Consider the following 16,938-nt stretch of genomic DNA (forward strand, 5'->3'; position numbering starts at 1 on the left):
CGAGTATCCGGGGGGTCAGACGTCGATCGCGTAGACCAGGGATTCCTGCACCATACCGAACCAGTCGTAGATGTCGTTCAGGAACGGTGCCGCGTCGGCGCTCCGCGCCGGCACCCCGTCGGGCCCGATCTCGAGGCGTTCGGCAAGGGTGAGGCGCAGGTCGGTGAGCGTGCGCAGCCAGGACTGCACGTCGTCGGCGTCGAGGTCGATAATCACGGGCGCCTCGGCGGATGCGGCCGCGTCGGCGGTCGCAGGTAGCTCGGCGTCGTTCGGTTCGTCGGCGATGTCGGCGAGCGGTTCCTCGCCGAGCGTCGCAAGCATGCACCGGGCGTTCCGCACCTTGCGCTCGAGCAGGTCATCGGCGGTGAACCGGCGGAATTCCGCGGCGGCCTCGGGGTCATCGGCGTAGGCATCCGGCAGCAGCCGACGCAGGGCCGGGTCACCGGATGTGCCGAGTGCGTGGGTTTCGGCGCCCTCCAGCAGGTCAATCAGCTGGCTCGCGGCCAGGCGCAACAGGCCGATCTCGACGGGTTCGAACCGGGCGGTCACGCTGCCGGCGTTCTCGCTGCCCGTCATGAACTGCATCACGCGTCGGCCTTGGTGAGGGTGGCCCACAGCCCGTAGCCGTGCATGGCTTCGACGTGGCGTTCCATTGCTTCCCGGTTGCCGGAAGCGACGACGGCCTTCCCGTCGTTGTGCACCTGCAGCATGAGGCGCTCGGACTCCAAGGCGGAGAAGCCGAAGTAGCTGCGGAACACGTAGGAGACGTAGGACATCAGGTTCACCGGGTCGTCCCAGACGATGGTGATCCAGGGGCGATCGAGGGACACGGCGTCTCGCAGATCGAGTCGTTCGTCAGTCTTCGGCACGGGTTAAGCCTCACACGGAGGGGGGCAATTCCAACCCGGTGTGGCCGGTGTCCGGGGGCGTGGTGCGGTGCGGTTTCGGTGCTCAATCGCGCGTGTCGACGTCGAGCCCGGTCTCGAGGTCGGCGCAATCGACCAGCCGGGTGTTGTGAGACTGCAGGTAGGGACGTGCGCCGGTGTCGCCGGTGGCGGAGTCGATGAGCGCGCCCCAGTGTGCTCGCCCGATCACCACCGGGTGTCCCGGGCGGGCGTCGAAGCCGGCCTGCCGGAGCGTGAGCGGGCCGACGGGGTTCGCGTCGGCATCCGTGGCACCGGGCACGGTGTCACCGGGCAGGGTGTCGATGGGCAGGGTGCCGATGGGCAGGGTGCCGATCAGTCGTGCGACCGTGCCGGGCAGCAGACCCGGGATATCGACCGGGACGATCGCCACGGCGACCGGAGCAGGCAGGAGCTCGGTGGCCTGCAGCTCGGTGGCTTGTCGCAGGCCCGCCCGCAGGGACGCGGAGAGTCCCTCTGCCCAGTCTTCAGCCTGCGTGAGGACGACCGACGGGGTCATGCCGAATTGGTGGAGCAGTGCCCGGACTTCTGCGGTTTCGGCGCCGAGCACGACGATCACCGGTGAGCAGCCGGCATCCGTGAGCGTGCGGATCGTGCGCACCAGCCAGGGGATGCCGTCGTCGCCCTGCGCAAGTGCCTTCGGCATGCCGTAACGGGAGCCGGCGCCGGCTGCGAGCACGAGGCCGGCGATTGGTGCGGAGGAAGTGGCCATGCCTGCCATCGTAGGGCGGTGCGGGTGTGGGCACGGGTGTGAAGGTCGGTCGGGCACGGCCCGCACGATTCTCACCTTTTAGTCCATCAACCCCTGACGAATTCGACGGAGATTTTACCGATTTCGCGCCCAAATGGATGCTCGGGGCCGGTTCTAAGCAAAATCTCCGTCGAATTCGTCCGGCCAGGACGGGATTGAGGGCGGGACTGGAAGGCGGGAGGGCGGCTCAATCGCCGGGCGGCTCAACCACCGGTCGGGGCGAGCACCCGGCGGCCGCGCACGAAGACGCCGGCGATCGCGGGCTGGCGGAGGGCCAGCAGAAGCGCGAAGAGGGTCTGGTCGGTGGCCATCTCCTCGTCGTCGGCCCGGATGCCGCGCTCGAGCACCGTGGCAAGGGGCTCCCAGCGGTCCGGCTCGATCAGGAGGAAGTCGGCGTCCTTGCCCACGTCGAAGTTGCCGAACCGGGCCTCCATGTCGAGTGCGCGCGCGCCGGCCAGGGTGCCGGTGAAGAGCAGGGCGGCCGGATCCAGCGACAGGCCCGCCTCTCCGGGCTCGGAGAGGTGCACCTTGAAACAGTCGTTGAGCACCCGGGAGATGAGCCATTCGTCGCCCGCGCCGACATCCGACCCGATCGCCACATTCACGCCGAACGACGTCGTGCGCAGCCACGGCATGGTGCCCGATCCCAGGAACTGCTGCGACGTGGGGCAGTGCGCCACGCTCGTTCCCGTCTCGGCTAGGCGAGCCAGCTCGCTGTTCTCGCAGTGCACGGCGTGGGCGAGGATGCTGCGCCGCCCCAGCAGGCTCGACCCGCCTCGCGCCGAACCCGGCAGGAACCGGCCGTCGTAGGTGTCGAGGTAGGTGTCGACCTGGTAGACCGACTTCACGGCCTCGATCTCGCCCGTGCCGGGCCGGTTGTTCTCGTTCAGGTGGCTGTGGAAGTAGACCCCCTGGCCGCGCACCGCGTCGTAGAGCTCGCCGAGCCCCGCCAGGGTCGTGGGGGTGACGGAGAGGCTGAATCGCGGCACCACCGCCACCTGAAGCAGCGCGGTGGCGGCGTCGCCGGTGTCGACCGCGTGCCAGCGGGCGATCTCATCCGTCACAAGCTCCAGGGCCCTGGCCTCGCTCGTGAGCAGCGCCTGCGAGGGCTTCGAACCGACCGTCTGGATTCCGCGTCCGCTGACCAGGCGCAGTCCGGCCCGGTGCGACTCCTCGAACAGGGCGTCCTGCGCGGGAGGGAACGCGGAGCCGAAGACCAGGGCGCTGGTCGTGCCCGCGGCGACGCGGCGACGGGTGAAGTCCCGGGCGATCTGCTCGCCGAACCCGGGGTCGGCCAGGCGAGCCTCGGCCGGGAAGACGCAGTTGTCCAGCCACTCGAGCAGCTGGCCGCCGCCATAGGAATCCGTGGAATAGGTCTGCGGGAAGTGCACGTGGGTGTCGACGAAGCCGGGCAGGATGAAACCGCCCCGGTTGTCGGTGACCGCCAGGGTTTCGTAGACGGCAGGGAGGTCGACGAATGAGCCCACCCAGGCGATCCGGCCCGTGTCGGTGGTCACCAGGACGCCGTCGGGCAGGGACACGAGGTGCCGGTGCGCGGCGGCCACGGTGGGGGAGCCGGCAATGTGGAAGATGTGGCCGCGGTAGACCCGGCTGGACGGTGTCACGTGAGAGCCCGTTCTCTGTTCGTCGTTCTCTTCCACTGGACTCGTTTCCACCGGACTCGTTCAGTGTATTGGGGGTCGTCAGGCTCGACCGCCGCGCGATCAAGTAAACGCTTGCAGCAAACGCTTGCATAAGCGGTACGCGACGGAGTAGCGTCACATCTGTTGTTCTCAGCGCCACCGGGCGCGAGACAGGGGGAGTCACTGTTGACGAAACGCACCGCTACACGCCGCCCGGCCATCCGCCGCATTGTGGCCACGATCGGAGCCGGCGCGATCGTTCTCTCCGGTCTCGCCTTCTCCGAGGTGTCCGCGGCCGCCGCCACCCCGACGGTCGCCCTGGTCGGCAGCCTGCAGAGCGAGTTGGGCTGCACGGAGGACTGGCAGCCGGCCTGCGAGTCCACCGAGCTGGCCCCGACGGGCGTCGACGGGGTCTGGTCCGCCGAGTTCACGGTGCCGGCCGGCAGCTACGACTACAAGGTCGCCCTCAACGACGCGTGGGACGAGACCTACGGGCTGGACGGTGGCGCCGACAACATCCCGCTGACCATCGCCGGTGAAAGCCGAATGAGCTTCACCTTCGACCTCGGCCGGAAGCGCGTCGGCCTCGAGGTACTCTCCCTGGCCGGTGCCTACTCCGCGGAGGACGAGGCCGTGGCGGCCGCGCCCATCCGCCAGCCCGGCAGCGACGAGCAGTTCTACTTCGTGATGACCGACCGGTTCAAGGACGCCGACCCGGCCAACAACACCGCCGGCCTCGGCGACGACCCACTGGTATCCGGCTACGACCCCGCGAACAAGGGCTTCTACAACGGCGGCGACCTCGCCGGGCTCCGTTCCCAGCTCGACTACATCGAGGGTCTCGGCACGAGCGCCCTCTGGCTCACGCCGTCCTTCAAGAACCGGGCCGTGCAGGGCGAGGGCGCGAACGCGTCCGCGGGCTACCACGGCTACTGGATCACCGACTTCACCCAGATCGACCCGCACCTCGGCACCAACGCCGAGCTCAAGGCGCTCATCGACGACGCGCACGCCCGCGGCATCAAGGTGTACTTCGACATCATCACCAACCACACCGCCGACGTCATCGACAACGAGGAGAAGCAGTACTCCTACATCGACAAGGCGACGTCGCCCTACACGACCGCGGCCGGCGAGCCCTTCGACCCGGCCGACTACGCGGGGACCGACGAATTCCCGACCCTCGACGGGACATCCTTCCCCTACACGCCGTTCGTCGCGGCCGCCGACGCCACGGCCAAGGTGCCGGCCTGGCTGAACGACCCGACGCTTTACCACAACCGGGGAGATTCGACCTTCGAGGGTGAGAGCAACCTCGACGGCGACTTCTCCGGCCTCGACGACCTGATGACCGAGAACCCGGCCGTCGTGAACGGCTTCGTCGACGTATACACGGACTGGGTCGACCTCGGTATCGACGGCTTCCGCATCGACACGGTCAAGCACGTCAACCTGGAGTTCTGGGACACGTGGTCCACGCAGGTGCTCGACTACGCGCACGCCGCGGGCAAGCCCGACTTCTTCATGTTCGGTGAGGTCTACGACGCGGATGCCGCGAAGACGTCCCCGTACGTGCGCAAGACCGACCTCAACTCGGTGCTCGACTTCGGATTCCAGTCTCAGGCGACCAGCTTCGCCGCCGGCAACTCCGCGAAGGGGCTCAGCCAGCTCTTCGCCTCCGACGACCTCTACACGACTCCCGACTCCAACGCCTCCGCGCTGCCGACCTTCCTCGGCAACCACGACATGGGCCGGATCGGCTACTTCCTGAAGAACACCGATGACCCGCTTGCCCGCGACGTGCTCGCCCACGAGCTCATGTTCCTGACCCGCGGCCAGCCGGTGGTCTACTACGGCGACGAGCAGGGTTTCATGGGCGCGGGCGGCGACAAGGACGCCCGCCAGTCGCTGTTCGCCAGCCAGGTGCCCGAGTACGCGAACCAGCCGCTGATCACCGGCGAGACCGCCGGTTCGATCGACCGGTTCGGGACGGATGCGCCGCTCTACAGTCGGATCGCTGAGCTCTCCGCGCTGCGGAGCGACCACCCGGCCCTCGCGACGGGCGCCCAGATCGAGCGCTACGCCGACACCGGGGCCGGCGTCTACGCGTTCAGCCGGGTCGACCGCACGGAGAAGATCGAACACCTCGTCGCCGTCAACAACTCGGCCGCGGCGAAAACCGTGACGATCCCCACCCTCACCACGGGTGCGTCCTACTCGGTGCTGTTCGGCGACACCGCTTCCGCGGTATCCGGCGACACCGGGGATCTGGCCGTCACCGTGCCGGCCCGCGGCTCGGTCGTGCTCGTGGCCGACCGACCCGTCAGCGCTCCGGCCGCGGCCGCCGCGATCACGGTCGCCGCCCCGGCAGCCGGAGCCGGCGTCACCGGCGTCTCACCCGTCGGGGCCACCGTCGACGACGGGACCTGGCAGGAGACCGGCTTCGCCTGGCGGGTCGTGGGTGACACTGCGTGGACCAGCCTCGGCACCGCCGAAGACACCACTCCGCGGGTCTTCCACGACACCGCCGGCCTCGCCACGGGCACCCTGGTCGAATACCGCGCCGTCTCCACGGATGCCGCCGGCCAGCGGGCCGCCGCGTCCAGCTTCGCCTCCGTGGGCAACACGGTTTCGCTCGCCGATACCGGCACGCCCGACGCCGCGATCGACCTGGTCACGGTGGCCGGTAGTCACAACTCCGAGATGGGTTGTGCCGGGGACTGGCAGCCCGGCTGTGAGGCCGCGAAACTGACCCTCCGGGCCGACGGCATCTACGCCGGCACCTTCGACCTTCCGGCCGGCGACTACGAGTACAAGATCGCCGTCAACGGCTCCTGGGACCTCAACTACGGTTCCGGCGGGGTTCCCGGCGGCGACAACGTGAGCTACACGACCGACGGCGGCCCGGTCACGTTCTACTTCGACCCGCGCAACAACTTCTTTCAGGGCACGGCCGAGGGCGATATCGTCGTCGCGGCCGGTTCCTTCCAGGAGGAGGCCGGTTGCCCCGGAGACTGGAAACCGGACTGCCTCGCAACCTGGCTGCAGGACGTGGACGGCGACGGCATCCTCACCCTGAGTTCGAACACCCTGCCGACCGGCTCGTACGAGGCGAAGGTCGCGCACAACCTCGGCTGGGACGAGAACTATGGCGCCGACGGCGTGCCGAACGGAGCGAACCTGTCGTTCACGGCCACCGAGGGCAAGGAAACCCTGTTCAGCTACGACCTCGCCGCCCACGTGCTCACGATCACGGTGACCGACCCGCCGCTGGCCGGCACCGGAGCGCAGCGCGCGCACTGGGTAAGCGAGAAGACCCTCGCCTGGCCGCGTGACCTGCTGCCCGCGAATGCCGACCCGGCCGCGCTCGGTTACACGCTGCACTCCTCGTCGGCCGCCGACCTGGCGGTCACCGACGGAGCGGTGACCGGCGGTGACACGGTCGCCCTCGAGTACGACCCGGCCGGTCTCTCCGACGCGGAGAAAGCGCGTTTCCCGGCCCTCGCCGGGTCCGTGGCCCTGCGCCCGGTCGGTGTGGACCGGGTGGAGCTGGAACGGCTGCTGACCACCCAGCTGGCGGTGGCCCAGTCCGGCACCGGCACCGGCACCGACGACACCACAGGCATCCTCACCGCGTTCACGGGCGTGCAACTGCCCGGCGTGCTCGACGACCTCTACGCGGATGCCGCAGCGGTCCGGACGCTCGGCGTCACCTGGTCCAAGAAGCGGCCCACGATCGCGGTCTGGGCTCCCACGGCGCAGAACGTCGACGCGCTCGTCTGGACGGCGGGCGACACGGCCGACCCGGAGCGCATCGCGTTGACGCGCCAGGATGACGGCACGTGGACCGCGACCGGCGCCAAGAACTGGACCGGCGCATCCTTCGTCTTCGAGGTCACGGTGTTCGCGCCGACGACGGGGAAGATCGAGGTGAACCAGGTCACCGACCCGTACTCGGTCGCCCTGACGCAGAACTCCACCCGGTCGGTGCTCATCGACCTGGCCGATAAGGCTTACCGCCCCAAGGCGTGGGAGAAAGCGAAGGCGCCGGTCATCGAGAAGGCCGTGGACCGGTCGATCTACGAACTGCACGTGCGCGACTTCTCGATCTCCGACGACACCGTGCCGGAAGAGCTCCGCGGCACCTACGGCGCGTTCGGGGTCGACAGCGCGGGAACCCGGCATCTGTCCGAGCTGGCGGCTGCCGGGCTCAACACCGTGCACCTGCTGCCGACCTTCGACATCGCCACGATCCAGGAAGACCGCGCCCTCCAGGCCGTTCCGGCCTGCGACCTGGCCTCCTTCGGACCGGCCTCGCCGGGCCAGCAGGCGTGCATCCAGGCGATCAGGGACCAGGACGGCTTCAACTGGGGCTACGACCCGTTCCACTTCTCGGCGCCGGAGGGGTCCTACGCGGTGAACGCCCACGGCGGCGCCCGGGTGGCCGAGTTCCGCGGCATGGTGGGGGCCCTGCACGAGGACGGCCTGCAGGTCGTACTCGACGAGGTGTTCAACCACACCGCGCAGAGCGGCCAGGGGGAGAAATCGGTGCTCGACCAGGTCGTGCCCGGTTACTACCACCGTCTCAACCCGCAAGGCTCCGTCGAGACCTCCACCTGCTGCCAGAACATCGCCACCGAGCACGAACTGGCCCAGAAGCTCATGGTTGACTCCGTCGTGCTCTGGGCGAAGGAGTACCGCGTGGACGGGTTCCGGTTCGACCTGATGGGCCACCACTCGAAGGCCAACCTGCTGGCCGTGCGGGATGCCCTCGATGCGCTCACCCTGAAAGAGGACGGCGTGAACGGCCAGGCGATCTACCTCTACGGTGAGGGCTGGAACTTCGGCGAGGTCGCGAACAACGCCCTGTTCGAGCAGGCGACGCAGGGCCAGCTGGGCGGAACCGGCATCGGCACGTTCAACGACCGGCTGCGCGACGCGGTGCATGGCGGCAGCCCCGTCGACGGCAGCACCGTGCAGCAGCAGGGCTTCGGCACCGGGCTCGGCACCGATCCCAACGGCGTGGCGATCAACGGCACCCCCGAGCAGGCGCTCGCCCGGCTCGGGCAGGCCAGCGACCTGGTGCGGCTCGGCCTGGCCGCGAACCTGCGCGACTTCAGCTTCGTCACCAGCGACGGCACGGTGAAGCGCGGCGACGAACTCGACTACAACGGGTCGCCGGCCGGGTATGCGGACCAGCCGGACGAGGTGATCAACTACGTCGACGCGCACGACAACGAGACGCTCTACGACCTGCTCGCCCTCAAGCTGCCGGCCGACACCGGGATGAGTGACCGGGTGCGCATGAACACCCTGTCCCTTGCCACCGCGACCCTGTCGCAGGCGCCATCGCTCTGGCATGCCGGAACCGACCTGCTGCGCTCGAAGTCGCTCGACCGCGACAGCTACAACTCGGGCGACTGGTTCAACCGCATCGACTGGACCGGCCAGACCAGCAACTTCGGCGTCGGTCTGCCGTCAGCGGCCGCCAACGAGGACAAGTGGGCCATCATGCGCCCGCTGCTCGAGGACCCGGCCCTCAAGCCGACGCCGGGCGACATCAGCTTCGCGTCGGCCCAGGCCCAGGACCTGCTGCGCCTCAAGCAGTCGACCGAACTGTTCCGGCTCGGCGATGCGAAGCTGATCAACCAGAAGCTGACCTTCCCGGCCAGCGGACCGGACGCCACCCCCGGCGTCATCGCGATGAGCGTCGACGACACGGTGGGAGGCGACGTCGACAAGAAACTGGACGGCCTGCTGGTGCTCTTCAACGCCAGCCCCGAACCTCAGACGGTTCTGCTCAGCGAGTTGGCCGGGCGCGGCTACGCCCTCAGCGGCATCCAGGCCGCCGGGACGGATGCGCTCGTCAAGTCGACGACCTGGGACGCGGCGACCGGCACGGTAACGGTTCCCGCCCGTACGGTCGCGGTGCTCGTCGACGCGCAGGAGCGGACGGCGAAGAAGCGGTAACCCGCGGATCGCACCCCGTTCAGGAGCGAACGGGGTGCAGCAGCCGCCAGATCCGGTCGCGCGACATCGGCAGTTCGGTGGGACGGATGCCGATGGCGTCGCGCACCGCGTTCGCCAGGGCGGGCGCCACCGGGTTGTAGGGCGACTCGCTCATCGACTTCGCCCCGAACGGGCCGAGCACGTCGCTCGTGTCCGCGAAGTACACCTCGGTCACGGGCAGGTCGGCGAGCTGCGGGATGTGGTAATTCCGCAGCACGCTCGTGGTCACGGTGCCCACCCCGTCGAGGATGACCTCCTCGTAGAGCGCGGTGCCGATCGCCTGCGCGACCCCACCCTCGATCTGGCCGCGGCACTGCTCCGGGTTCATCACGACCCCGGCATCCGCCGCCTGGATCGACTGCAGAATGCGCACCTCGCCGGTCTGCGTGTTCACGGCCACCCGGAACGCGTGCACGTTGAACGCCACCGAGCGGCGGGCGCCGTCTTCGGCGCCGACACCGCGGAGAGCGGAGGCCCCGGGCGGGGATGCCCCGGTTACGGATGCCCGCCCGGCCAGTTCGGCCAGCGACGTGAACACCGCTCCGCTGCGCAGCCCGTCGGGTTCCAGGGTCCAGGCAGCGGCGGGGATCTCCGGGTGCCTCTCCGTGGCGGCGGACCGCAGCGTGTCGGCCAGGTCGTTCGCCGCCGCGAGCACGGCCTTGCCGGCGATGACGACGCCCGCGGAGCCGAACGCGCCGGTGTCGTAGCCGATGGCATCCGTGTCGGACTGCAGGATCTCGATCCGGTCGGGAGTCGTGTGCAGGGCCGTGGCGGCGAGCTGCGCGTGCACCGTGGTGGTGCCGTTGCCGAACTCGGCCGTGCCGACGCGGACGGTGTAGTGGGTGGGGGATTCGAGGACCGCGTTTTCGAGGGTGACCGAGGCCTGCGCGTAGTGCCCGCGCGGCGGGGTGGTCGCGATCATGGCGGTGGCCATGCCCTCGCCGGTCTTCCAGTGCTCGCCGAGCGGCACGGTGGCGCCGTTGCCGCGGGCCAGGGCCGTCTGGGCCAGGTCGAAGCACTGGTCGAGTCCGTAGCTGCCGAAGATGAGGTCCTCACCCTCCACGTGGGTGACCACGAGCGGGTCGTTCGGGCCGACCGAGTTTCGCCGGCGCAGGTCGAACGGGTTGATGCCGACGGTGCGGGCGAGCTCGTCGAGTGCGGACTCGACGCCGAAGATCACCTGGCCGAGGCCGTAGCCGCGGAAGGCGCCCGAGGGGAGATTGTTCGTGTAGACGCTTCGGGCATCCACCCGCTTGTTGGGCACCCGATAGAGGCTGACCGACTCGGAGCTGCCGTGGAACATCACCCCGGGGCCGTGGTTGCCATAGGCGCCGGTGTCGGCGAGCACACCCAGCTTCAGTGCGGTGAGGCGGCCGGCGTCGTCGGCGCCGAGGGTGACGTCGATGCGCATGGGGTGACGGGCCGGGGAGAGGGTGAACTCGTCGGAACGGCTGAACTCGTATTGCACGGGGCGCCCGGTCTTCAGCACCGCGAGCGCGACGATGTCCTCGGTCAAAATTTCCTGCTTGCCGCCGAAGCCGCCGCCGACCCGGGCTGTGAACACGCGCAGCCGCCCCGGGTCGAGGGCGAACAGGCGGCAGATCTCGCGGTGCACCAGGAACGGCACCTGGGAACTGGTGCGCAGGATGAGCCGGTCGCCGCCTGCCGATGCGTCTGCCGTGCCGGGCTCCAGCCAGCCGATGGTGGCGTGCGTCTCCAAATGGGTATGCGCCACCCGTTGGGTCTGCCAGGTTCCGCTCACGCTGTGGGCGGCGCCGGCCAGGCCGGCCGCGATGTCGCCGTATTCGCCGTGCAGCTCGGCCACCAGGTTGCGGGTCGGGTCGGCCAGCCGGCTCGCGGTGGCATCCTTGTCGCCGTGCACCAGGGGAGCGCCGGGCAGGAGAGCGGCGTGCGGGTCGAAGACGGCCGGGAGCGTCTCGTAGTCGATCTCGATCAGGCGGCAGGCGGCCTCGGCGATGGCGAGGGTGTCGGCGACGACGGCCGCGACGCGCTGGCCGCGGAACCGCACGACCGAATCGAGCACGAGGGTGTCGTCGGGGTCGTCGAGGCGGTCCTCGTGCCGGGCGGTGGAGAACGGGGTGGCCGGGGAGTCGGCGTGGGTGAGCACGGCGTGCACCCCGGGCAGGGCCGCGGCTGCCTCGGTTTGGATCGAACGGATGCGCGCGTGCGCCTGCGTGCTCTGCAGCACGCTGAGGTGCAGGAGGCCGGGCACCGTGACGTCGAGGGTGTACGGCTCCTGCCCGCTGACCACGCGTTCGCTGGCCGGGGCCGCCAGGGAGGTGCCGACCGTGCCGGGGCGCGGTCCGGTCTGGACGACCGGGCCCAGGCCGGTGCGTGCCGGTGCGTCGGTGCGACAGGAGCCGTCTGACCTGGCTGAGCCGTTGACGGGGGTGTGGCTGCCGCGGATGGCGTCCTCGATGGCGCGGTAGCCGGTACAGCGGCACAGGTTGCCCTTGAGCAGGCGGGGGAGGTCGTCAAGGTCGGTCTCGGTCAGGGCGGACGCGGTCACGATCATGCCGGCGGTGCAGAACCCGCATTGGAACCCGGCGGCGTCGACGAAGCGCTGCTGGATCGGGGCCAGATCACCGGGCAGGCCGAGCCCGGCCACGGTCGTGACCTCTGTGCCCTCGGCCCGGAACGCCGGGTAGATGCAGGAGTGCACCGGAGTGCCGTCGACCAGCACGGAGCAGGCGCCGCAGTCGCCGGTGTCGCAGCCCTTCTTGACTTCGAAGTGCTCCTGGTCGCGGATGAAGGAGCGCAGGCACTGCCCGGGGGCAGGGGAGGCGTCGACGGGTTCGCCGTTGATCTGAAATCTCATGAGCGGTCTCCGTTCCGGGGTGCCGCCTGGTCTCGCGCGGCCGGTTCGGGTTCTTGTCTCGGTTCGGGCTGCTGTTCCAGCTCTGCTCGGATCTCCTCGCCGAGCACGCCGCTCACGGCGCGGCGCCAGTCGGCGGCGCCGTGAGCATCCGTGAACCAGCAGTCGATGGCGGCGATGTCCTGGGCGAGTGTGCCCGCGTCGGGCAGGGAATCGTAGCGCAGTTGGACCGGACGCACAGTGCCGGCGGTGACGGTGAGCACGAAGCGGCCGGTGCCGTCGCGGGCGGTCGTGTCGTCGCTGTCGGAGAGGTCGGCGCGGTCGAGCCGGCCGATCAGCACGGCGCCGGAGCGGCCGAGTGGGGAGAGGGCGATCTTGCGGTATGCGGTGCGGGCCGCTAGCGAAGAGGTCGGCACGTGGATGGACCGCAGCACATCGCCGGTGCGGAGCGCGTTGGTGGTGTTGCCGGTGACGAAGGACGCTGCGGGCATCCGTTCGTCGCTGCCGTCACGACGCCAGATCAGCACCTCCGCGTCGAGGGCGGCAGCCAGGCTGGTCATCGGGCCGGCCGGCAGGGAGGCGCAGAGGTTGCCGCCGACGGTGGCGACGTTCCAGATCTTGAATGAGCCGTAGAGGGCGGTGCAGCACTGGTAGATCAGTGGATGCGCGGTCCAGCCGGGTGCGGCCGCCAGCCGGGAGAGTTCGGCGATGGTGCAGGTGGCGGCGATGACGAGACCGGGGGTGGTGCCGGTGGCGCGCTCACCGGTGTGGGCATCCGTGCCGGTGACGGCACCTGGGCCGGTGTCCGGGGTGCCGGCATCCGTCGTCAGGGTCAGAGCGGGCCAGCCCAGGGTCTGCAGGTCGACCAGCCCGGTGAGGTGCGTCTGCGGGTCGGCGAACAGGTCGGAGCCGCCCGCGAGCGGGGCCACCTGGGCGTCGAGGAGCGCGAGATCGCCCCGGTGACGGGCGGGGGTGATCGTGAGCACGGTGTTGAGGTCCATCGTTTCCCTCACTCGACCGCTCGGGTGCAGGTCGACACCCTGAATTATCCACTCGCCCGTGTCGCCCCGCGAGTCGACGCGCTCGCTCGCGGCATCCTCACGGCGAGCCACCCTGTTTTCGCGCAGGGCACGGGTGCGCGGAAGGGCGGGGGCGAACCAATTCGACGGAGATTTTGAGCCAAAAGCGGATTTTAGGCGCGTTTTGTGCCGATTTGACCAGAATCTCCGTCGAATTCGTTCGGGCCGGAGCCAGAGGGGTTAGTGGGTCCAGTGGGGCTAGTGGAGCCAGAGGGGCCAGTGGGGCCAGTCCAGCTAGTGGTCCACACCGTGGAGCTGGTCGAGGATGTGGTCGAGCACGTCGGCGAGGAGACCCAGTCCATCCTTCACGCCGTTGGGGGAGCCGGGGAGGTTGATCACCAGGGTGCGCCCGCGGGCGATCCCGGCGTGACCGCGCGAGATGACGGCCAGAGGGGTGGATGCGGCGCCGCGGCGGCGGAATTCCTCCATCAGCCCGGGGAGCAGCCGGTCGAGGTGCGGGAGGGTCTGCTCGGGGGTGAGGTCGTGGGGGCTGACGCCCGTGCCGCCCGTGGTGATCACAAGGTCGATGCCAGCGTCGAGGGCCTCGATCAGGGCAGCGCCGACCGGGGCGCCGTCGGGCACGACGCGGCGCTCGCCGAGCGTGAAGTCGCGCTCTCGCAGCCAGGCATCGAGGACGGGGCCGGTGCGGTCCGGGTAGACCCCGGCCGCGGCGCGGGTGGAGGCGACGATGACCTGCGCGCGGCGCGGTGCGCGCGGTGCGCGTGGTTCGGTGGGTTCGGACGGAGTCGACGGAAAATTTGCTGTGGCGGTCACGCGCTCCATCCTGCCCCACTGCGGCAGCCGCGTTCACGCCCCTCCCGGTGTCTATTCCGCAGATGCGGTAATAAGATGCTCAATATGTCTCAGATACGGATTAAGGAAGCCGCCGGATACCTCGGGGTCAGCGACGACACCCTGCGGCGCTGGATCGACAATGGGGCGCTCGCCGCGAGCACCGACGACGCCGGACGCATGGTCGTCGACGGATCCGACCTGGCCCATCTGGCCCGGGAGACCGCGCTGGCCCGAGAGGACGCGCTGTCGCCCGCGGATCCGTCCACGACGGCGAGCTCGGCCCGCAACCGTTTCGTCGGGCTGGTCACCCGCGTGGTGAGCGATCCGGTGATGAGCCAGGTCGAGCTGCAGTGCGGCCCCCACCGGGTGGTGTCCCTGATGAGCACCGAGGCCGTGCGTGACCTCGGCCTGGTGCCGGGGTCGGTGGCCGTGGCCGTGGTCAAGGCCACCACCGTGATCGTCGAAACCCCGAAGGGCCAGTCGTGACCCGATTGTGGAGCGTGCGCGTCGCGGTCGGGCTGGCGGCGGCATCCGTCGTGCTGGCCGGCTGCGCAGGAACGGCCGGGGCCTCGTCGGGGGCAACCGGGGCGTCTACGGAGCAGGGCGAGACGCTCACCGTGTTCGCCGCGGCATCCCTCACCGAGACCTTCACTGAGCTGGCCGACCGGTTCGAGGCCGTCCATCCCGGTGTAACGGTCGCGCTCAACTTCGGGGGATCGGCCGACCTCGTTACCCAGATCCGGGAGGGCGCCCCTGCCGATGTGTTCGCGGCGGCGGACGCCAGGACCATGGCCAAGCTCAGCGGCGACGGCCTCCTCGACGGCGTCCCGGTGGTCTTCGCCACCAACACCCTCATGATCGCCGTGCCCGCCGACAACCCGGCCGGCATCGATTCCTTCGCCGACCTCGCCGCGCCGAATGTGGACGTAGTGGTCTGCGCGCCGCAGGTGCCGTGCGGCACCGCGCTGCCGGCCCTCGAGGCGGCGGCCGGCGTCCGGCTCGCGCCGGTGAGCGAAGAGAACGCCGTCACCGGCGTGCTCGGCAAGGTCACATCGGGCGACGCGGATGCCGGGCTCGTCTATGTGACCGACGTCACCTCCGCCGGCGACGCGGTTCTCGGCATCCCGGTGCCGGAGGCAGATCAGGCCGTGAATGAATACCCGATCGCCGTCGTGGCGGGCAGTGAGCAGGCGCTGCTCGGGGCAGCCTTCACCCGGTTCGTGACCGGAGCGACCGGTCAGACCGTGCTCGGGGCGGCCGGTTTTGGCGCGCCGTGAGGTGGTGGTGAGTCGCTCCGACTCCCACACCGGCCCCCACGACGGCCGGGTCACCCTCGGCGTGCCCCGCTGGACCCTCCTCGTGGCTGCCCTCGGCGTCCTGTTCATCGTGCTGCCGATCGTGGGCATGACCCTGCGCGTTGACTGGTCCCGGTTCGGTGCGCTCGTGACCTCCGAAGCGGCGGTCGCGGCGCTGCTGCTCAGCCTGCGCACCGCCATGATGAGCACCGTGCTCTGCCTGCTGTTCGGCGTGCCGATGGCTCTCGGCCTGGCCCGCAGCCGGTTTCCCGGACAACGCCTCGTGCGCGCCGTCGTTCTGCTGCCGCTCGTGCTGCCGCCCGTTGTGGGCGGTATCGCCCTGCTGTCGACCTTCGGGCGCCGCGGCCTGCTCGGCGAGACCTTCGAGGTGCTCGGCATCCAGATCGCGTTCTCGACCACCGCCGTCGTGCTCGCGCAGACCTTCGTGGCGCTGCCGTTCCTGGTGCTGAGCGTGGAGGCGACCCTGCGGGCCTCCGGCGCGCGTTTCGAGGCGGTCGCCGCCACGCTCGGCGCCACCCCCGGCACGGTCTTCCGGCGGGTGACGCTACCGCTGGTGCTGCCCGGTCTGCTCTCCGGCGCGGTGCTCGCGTTCGCGCGCGCGCTCGGTGAGTTCGGGGCGACCCTCACGTTCGCCGGCAGCCTGCAGGGGGTCACCCGCACGCTGCCGCTCGAGATCTACCTACAGCGGGAAACGGATGCGGATGCGGCCGTCGCCCTGGCTCTCCTCCTCGTGGCCGTCGCCCTGATCGTGATGGTCGCCACCCACCGGCCGCGCGGACTCTCGTGACCTTCGAACTGGCCGCCGTGATGCGCCGGCGCGGACTGGAGGTCGCCTTCACCGTGTCGCCGGGCGAGACGGTGGCGCTGCTCGGCTCCAACGGGGCCGGCAAGTCCACCATTCTCGAGCTCTGCGCGGGTCTGCTGCGGCCCGATTCGGGTCGGGCCACCCTCGACGGGCAGGTCTTCTTCGATCTGGCGGCCGGCGGTGCAGACCGTGCCGGCGGTGCAGACCGTGCCGGCGGTGCAGACCGTGCCGACGGTAGGCGGCCGGGCATCTTCACACCGCCGCACGCCCGACGCACGGTGCTGCTCGCCCAGGAGCCGCTGCTCTTCCCGCACCTGAACGTGCGCGACAATGTGGCGTTCGGGCCGCGCAGCGCGGGGGAATCCCGGGCTGCGTCACGACTTCTCGCCGACGAGTGGCTCGCCGCCGCCGAGGTGTCCGACTTCGCCGACCGGCGGCCCGGGATGCTGTCCGGCGGCCAGGCCCAGCGGGTCGCGGTGGCCCGGGCTCTCGCGGCCAGCCCGCGGCTGCTGCTGCTCGACGAGCCCATGACCGCGCTCGACGTGGCGGCGGTGCCCGCCCAGCGACAGTTGCTGCACCGGGTACTGCTCGATCGGTCCGTCATCCTGGTCACCCACGACCCGCTCGACGCCCTCGCGCTGGCCGACCGGGTGATTGTGCTGCAGGGCGGGCGCATCATCGAGGAGGGGCCGACCCGTTCGGTGTTCGCGCACCCGCAGGCCGAGTTCACCCGGGCCCTGACGTTCGGGCTCGACCTGTCTGCCTCGCCGTGACACCCCTG

At 70.1% G+C, this 16,938-nt stretch carries 12 protein-coding genes; 5 read left to right on the forward strand and 7 right to left on the reverse strand.

All coding sequences use genetic code 11. The features are described from left to right. Window positions 1-15: 15 nt before the first annotated feature. From E3O28_RS03135 to E3O28_RS03150, 4 genes are all read right to left on the reverse strand, one after another. Window positions 16-585, reverse strand: coding sequence for a DUF2017 family protein (locus E3O28_RS03135; protein WP_134415162.1), 570 nt, complete (start codon window positions 583-585; stop codon window positions 16-18). Next, window positions 585-869 carry an ATP-dependent Clp protease adapter ClpS gene (clpS, locus tag E3O28_RS03140; RefSeq protein WP_241972987.1) on the reverse strand — a complete coding sequence of 95 codons (285 nt, stop codon included), beginning with the start codon at window positions 867-869 and terminating at the stop codon, window positions 585-587. Before clpS ends, E3O28_RS03135 begins: the two co-directional genes overlap by 1 nt. A gap of 82 nt (window positions 870-951) precedes the next feature. Next, window positions 952-1,635 (reverse strand): nucleotidyltransferase family protein, encoded by a 684-nt coding sequence (locus E3O28_RS03145; protein WP_134415163.1) that lies wholly within the window; start codon window positions 1,633-1,635, stop codon window positions 952-954. A gap of 242 nt (window positions 1,636-1,877) precedes the next feature. Next, on the reverse strand, window positions 1,878-3,299 hold the full coding sequence (locus E3O28_RS03150; protein ID WP_104099389.1) for an amidohydrolase family protein: 1,422 nt from the start codon (window positions 3,297-3,299) through the stop codon (window positions 1,878-1,880). A gap of 204 nt (window positions 3,300-3,503) precedes the next feature. Between E3O28_RS03150 and pulA the strand changes: the two genes are divergently transcribed. Then, on the forward strand, window positions 3,504-9,287 hold the full coding sequence (pulA, locus tag E3O28_RS03155) for a pullulanase-type alpha-1,6-glucosidase (protein WP_134415164.1): 5,784 nt from the start codon (window positions 3,504-3,506) through the stop codon (window positions 9,285-9,287). 19 nt (window positions 9,288-9,306) lie between these two features. On the opposite strand, the gene E3O28_RS03160 is transcribed toward pulA, so the two are convergent. The 3 genes from E3O28_RS03160 to E3O28_RS03175 all read right to left on the reverse strand — a co-directional run bounded on the left by E3O28_RS03160 (window position 9,307) and on the right by E3O28_RS03175 (window position 13,931). Next, window positions 9,307-12,165, reverse strand: a complete 2,859-nt coding sequence (locus E3O28_RS03160; protein WP_134415165.1) for a molybdopterin-dependent oxidoreductase — start codon at window positions 12,163-12,165, stop codon at window positions 9,307-9,309. Next, window positions 12,162-13,163 carry an FAD binding domain-containing protein gene (locus tag E3O28_RS03165; protein WP_134415166.1) on the reverse strand — a complete coding sequence of 334 codons (1,002 nt, stop codon included), beginning with the start codon at window positions 13,161-13,163 and terminating at the stop codon, window positions 12,162-12,164. The genes E3O28_RS03160 and E3O28_RS03165 overlap by 4 nt, the downstream gene beginning before the upstream one ends. Window positions 13,164-13,475: 312 nt before the next feature. Further along, window positions 13,476-13,931, reverse strand: a complete 456-nt coding sequence (locus tag E3O28_RS03175; RefSeq protein ID WP_241973011.1) for a MogA/MoaB family molybdenum cofactor biosynthesis protein — start codon at window positions 13,929-13,931, stop codon at window positions 13,476-13,478. A 168-nt stretch (window positions 13,932-14,099) separates the two neighbouring features. Here E3O28_RS03175 and E3O28_RS03180 point away from each other — a divergent pair, with 168 nt between their 5' ends. The 4 genes from E3O28_RS03180 to E3O28_RS03195 are packed head-to-tail and all read left to right on the forward strand — an operon-like array spanning window position 14,100 to window position 16,930. Continuing rightward, window positions 14,100-14,522: a TOBE domain-containing protein gene (locus tag E3O28_RS03180; RefSeq protein ID WP_104171331.1), complete on the forward strand. Its 423-nt coding sequence runs from the start codon at window positions 14,100-14,102 to the stop codon at window positions 14,520-14,522. Then, window positions 14,519-15,313 carry a molybdate ABC transporter substrate-binding protein gene (gene modA / locus E3O28_RS03185; protein WP_198411526.1) on the forward strand — a complete coding sequence of 265 codons (795 nt, stop codon included), beginning with the start codon at window positions 14,519-14,521 and terminating at the stop codon, window positions 15,311-15,313. Before E3O28_RS03180 ends, modA begins: the two co-directional genes overlap by 4 nt. 7 nt (window positions 15,314-15,320) lie before the next feature. After that, on the forward strand, window positions 15,321-16,139 hold the full coding sequence (locus tag E3O28_RS03190; RefSeq protein ID WP_241972988.1) for an ABC transporter permease: 819 nt from the start codon (window positions 15,321-15,323) through the stop codon (window positions 16,137-16,139). Then, on the forward strand, window positions 16,136-16,930 hold the full coding sequence (locus E3O28_RS03195; protein ID WP_134415168.1) for an ATP-binding cassette domain-containing protein: 795 nt from the start codon (window positions 16,136-16,138) through the stop codon (window positions 16,928-16,930). The genes E3O28_RS03190 and E3O28_RS03195 overlap by 4 nt, the downstream gene beginning before the upstream one ends. Window positions 16,931-16,938 lie beyond the last annotated feature (8 nt).

It is taken from the genome of Cryobacterium sp. TMT2-14 (genome assembly GCF_004402465.1).
Taxonomy (GTDB): domain Bacteria; phylum Actinomycetota; class Actinomycetes; order Actinomycetales; family Microbacteriaceae; genus Cryobacterium; species Cryobacterium sandaracinum.

What these genes read in the sequence shown, in the direction of transcription:
- E3O28_RS03135 (WP_134415162.1), bottom strand. Translation starts at nt 585, where the DNA reads ATGCAGTTCATGACGGGCAGCGAGAACGCCGGCAGCGTGACCGCCCGG.
- E3O28_RS03145 (WP_134415163.1), bottom strand. Translation starts at nt 1,635, where the DNA reads ATGGCCACTTCCTCCGCACCAATCGCCGGCCTCGTGCTCGCAGCCGGC.
- E3O28_RS03160 (WP_134415165.1), bottom strand. Translation starts at nt 12,165, where the DNA reads ATGAGATTTCAGATCAACGGCGAACCCGTCGACGCCTCCCCTGCCCCC.
- E3O28_RS03165 (WP_134415166.1), bottom strand. Translation starts at nt 13,163, where the DNA reads ATGGACCTCAACACCGTGCTCACGATCACCCCCGCCCGTCACCGGGGC.
- E3O28_RS03180 (WP_104171331.1), top strand. Translation starts at nt 14,100, where the DNA reads ATGTCTCAGATACGGATTAAGGAAGCCGCCGGATACCTCGGGGTCAGC.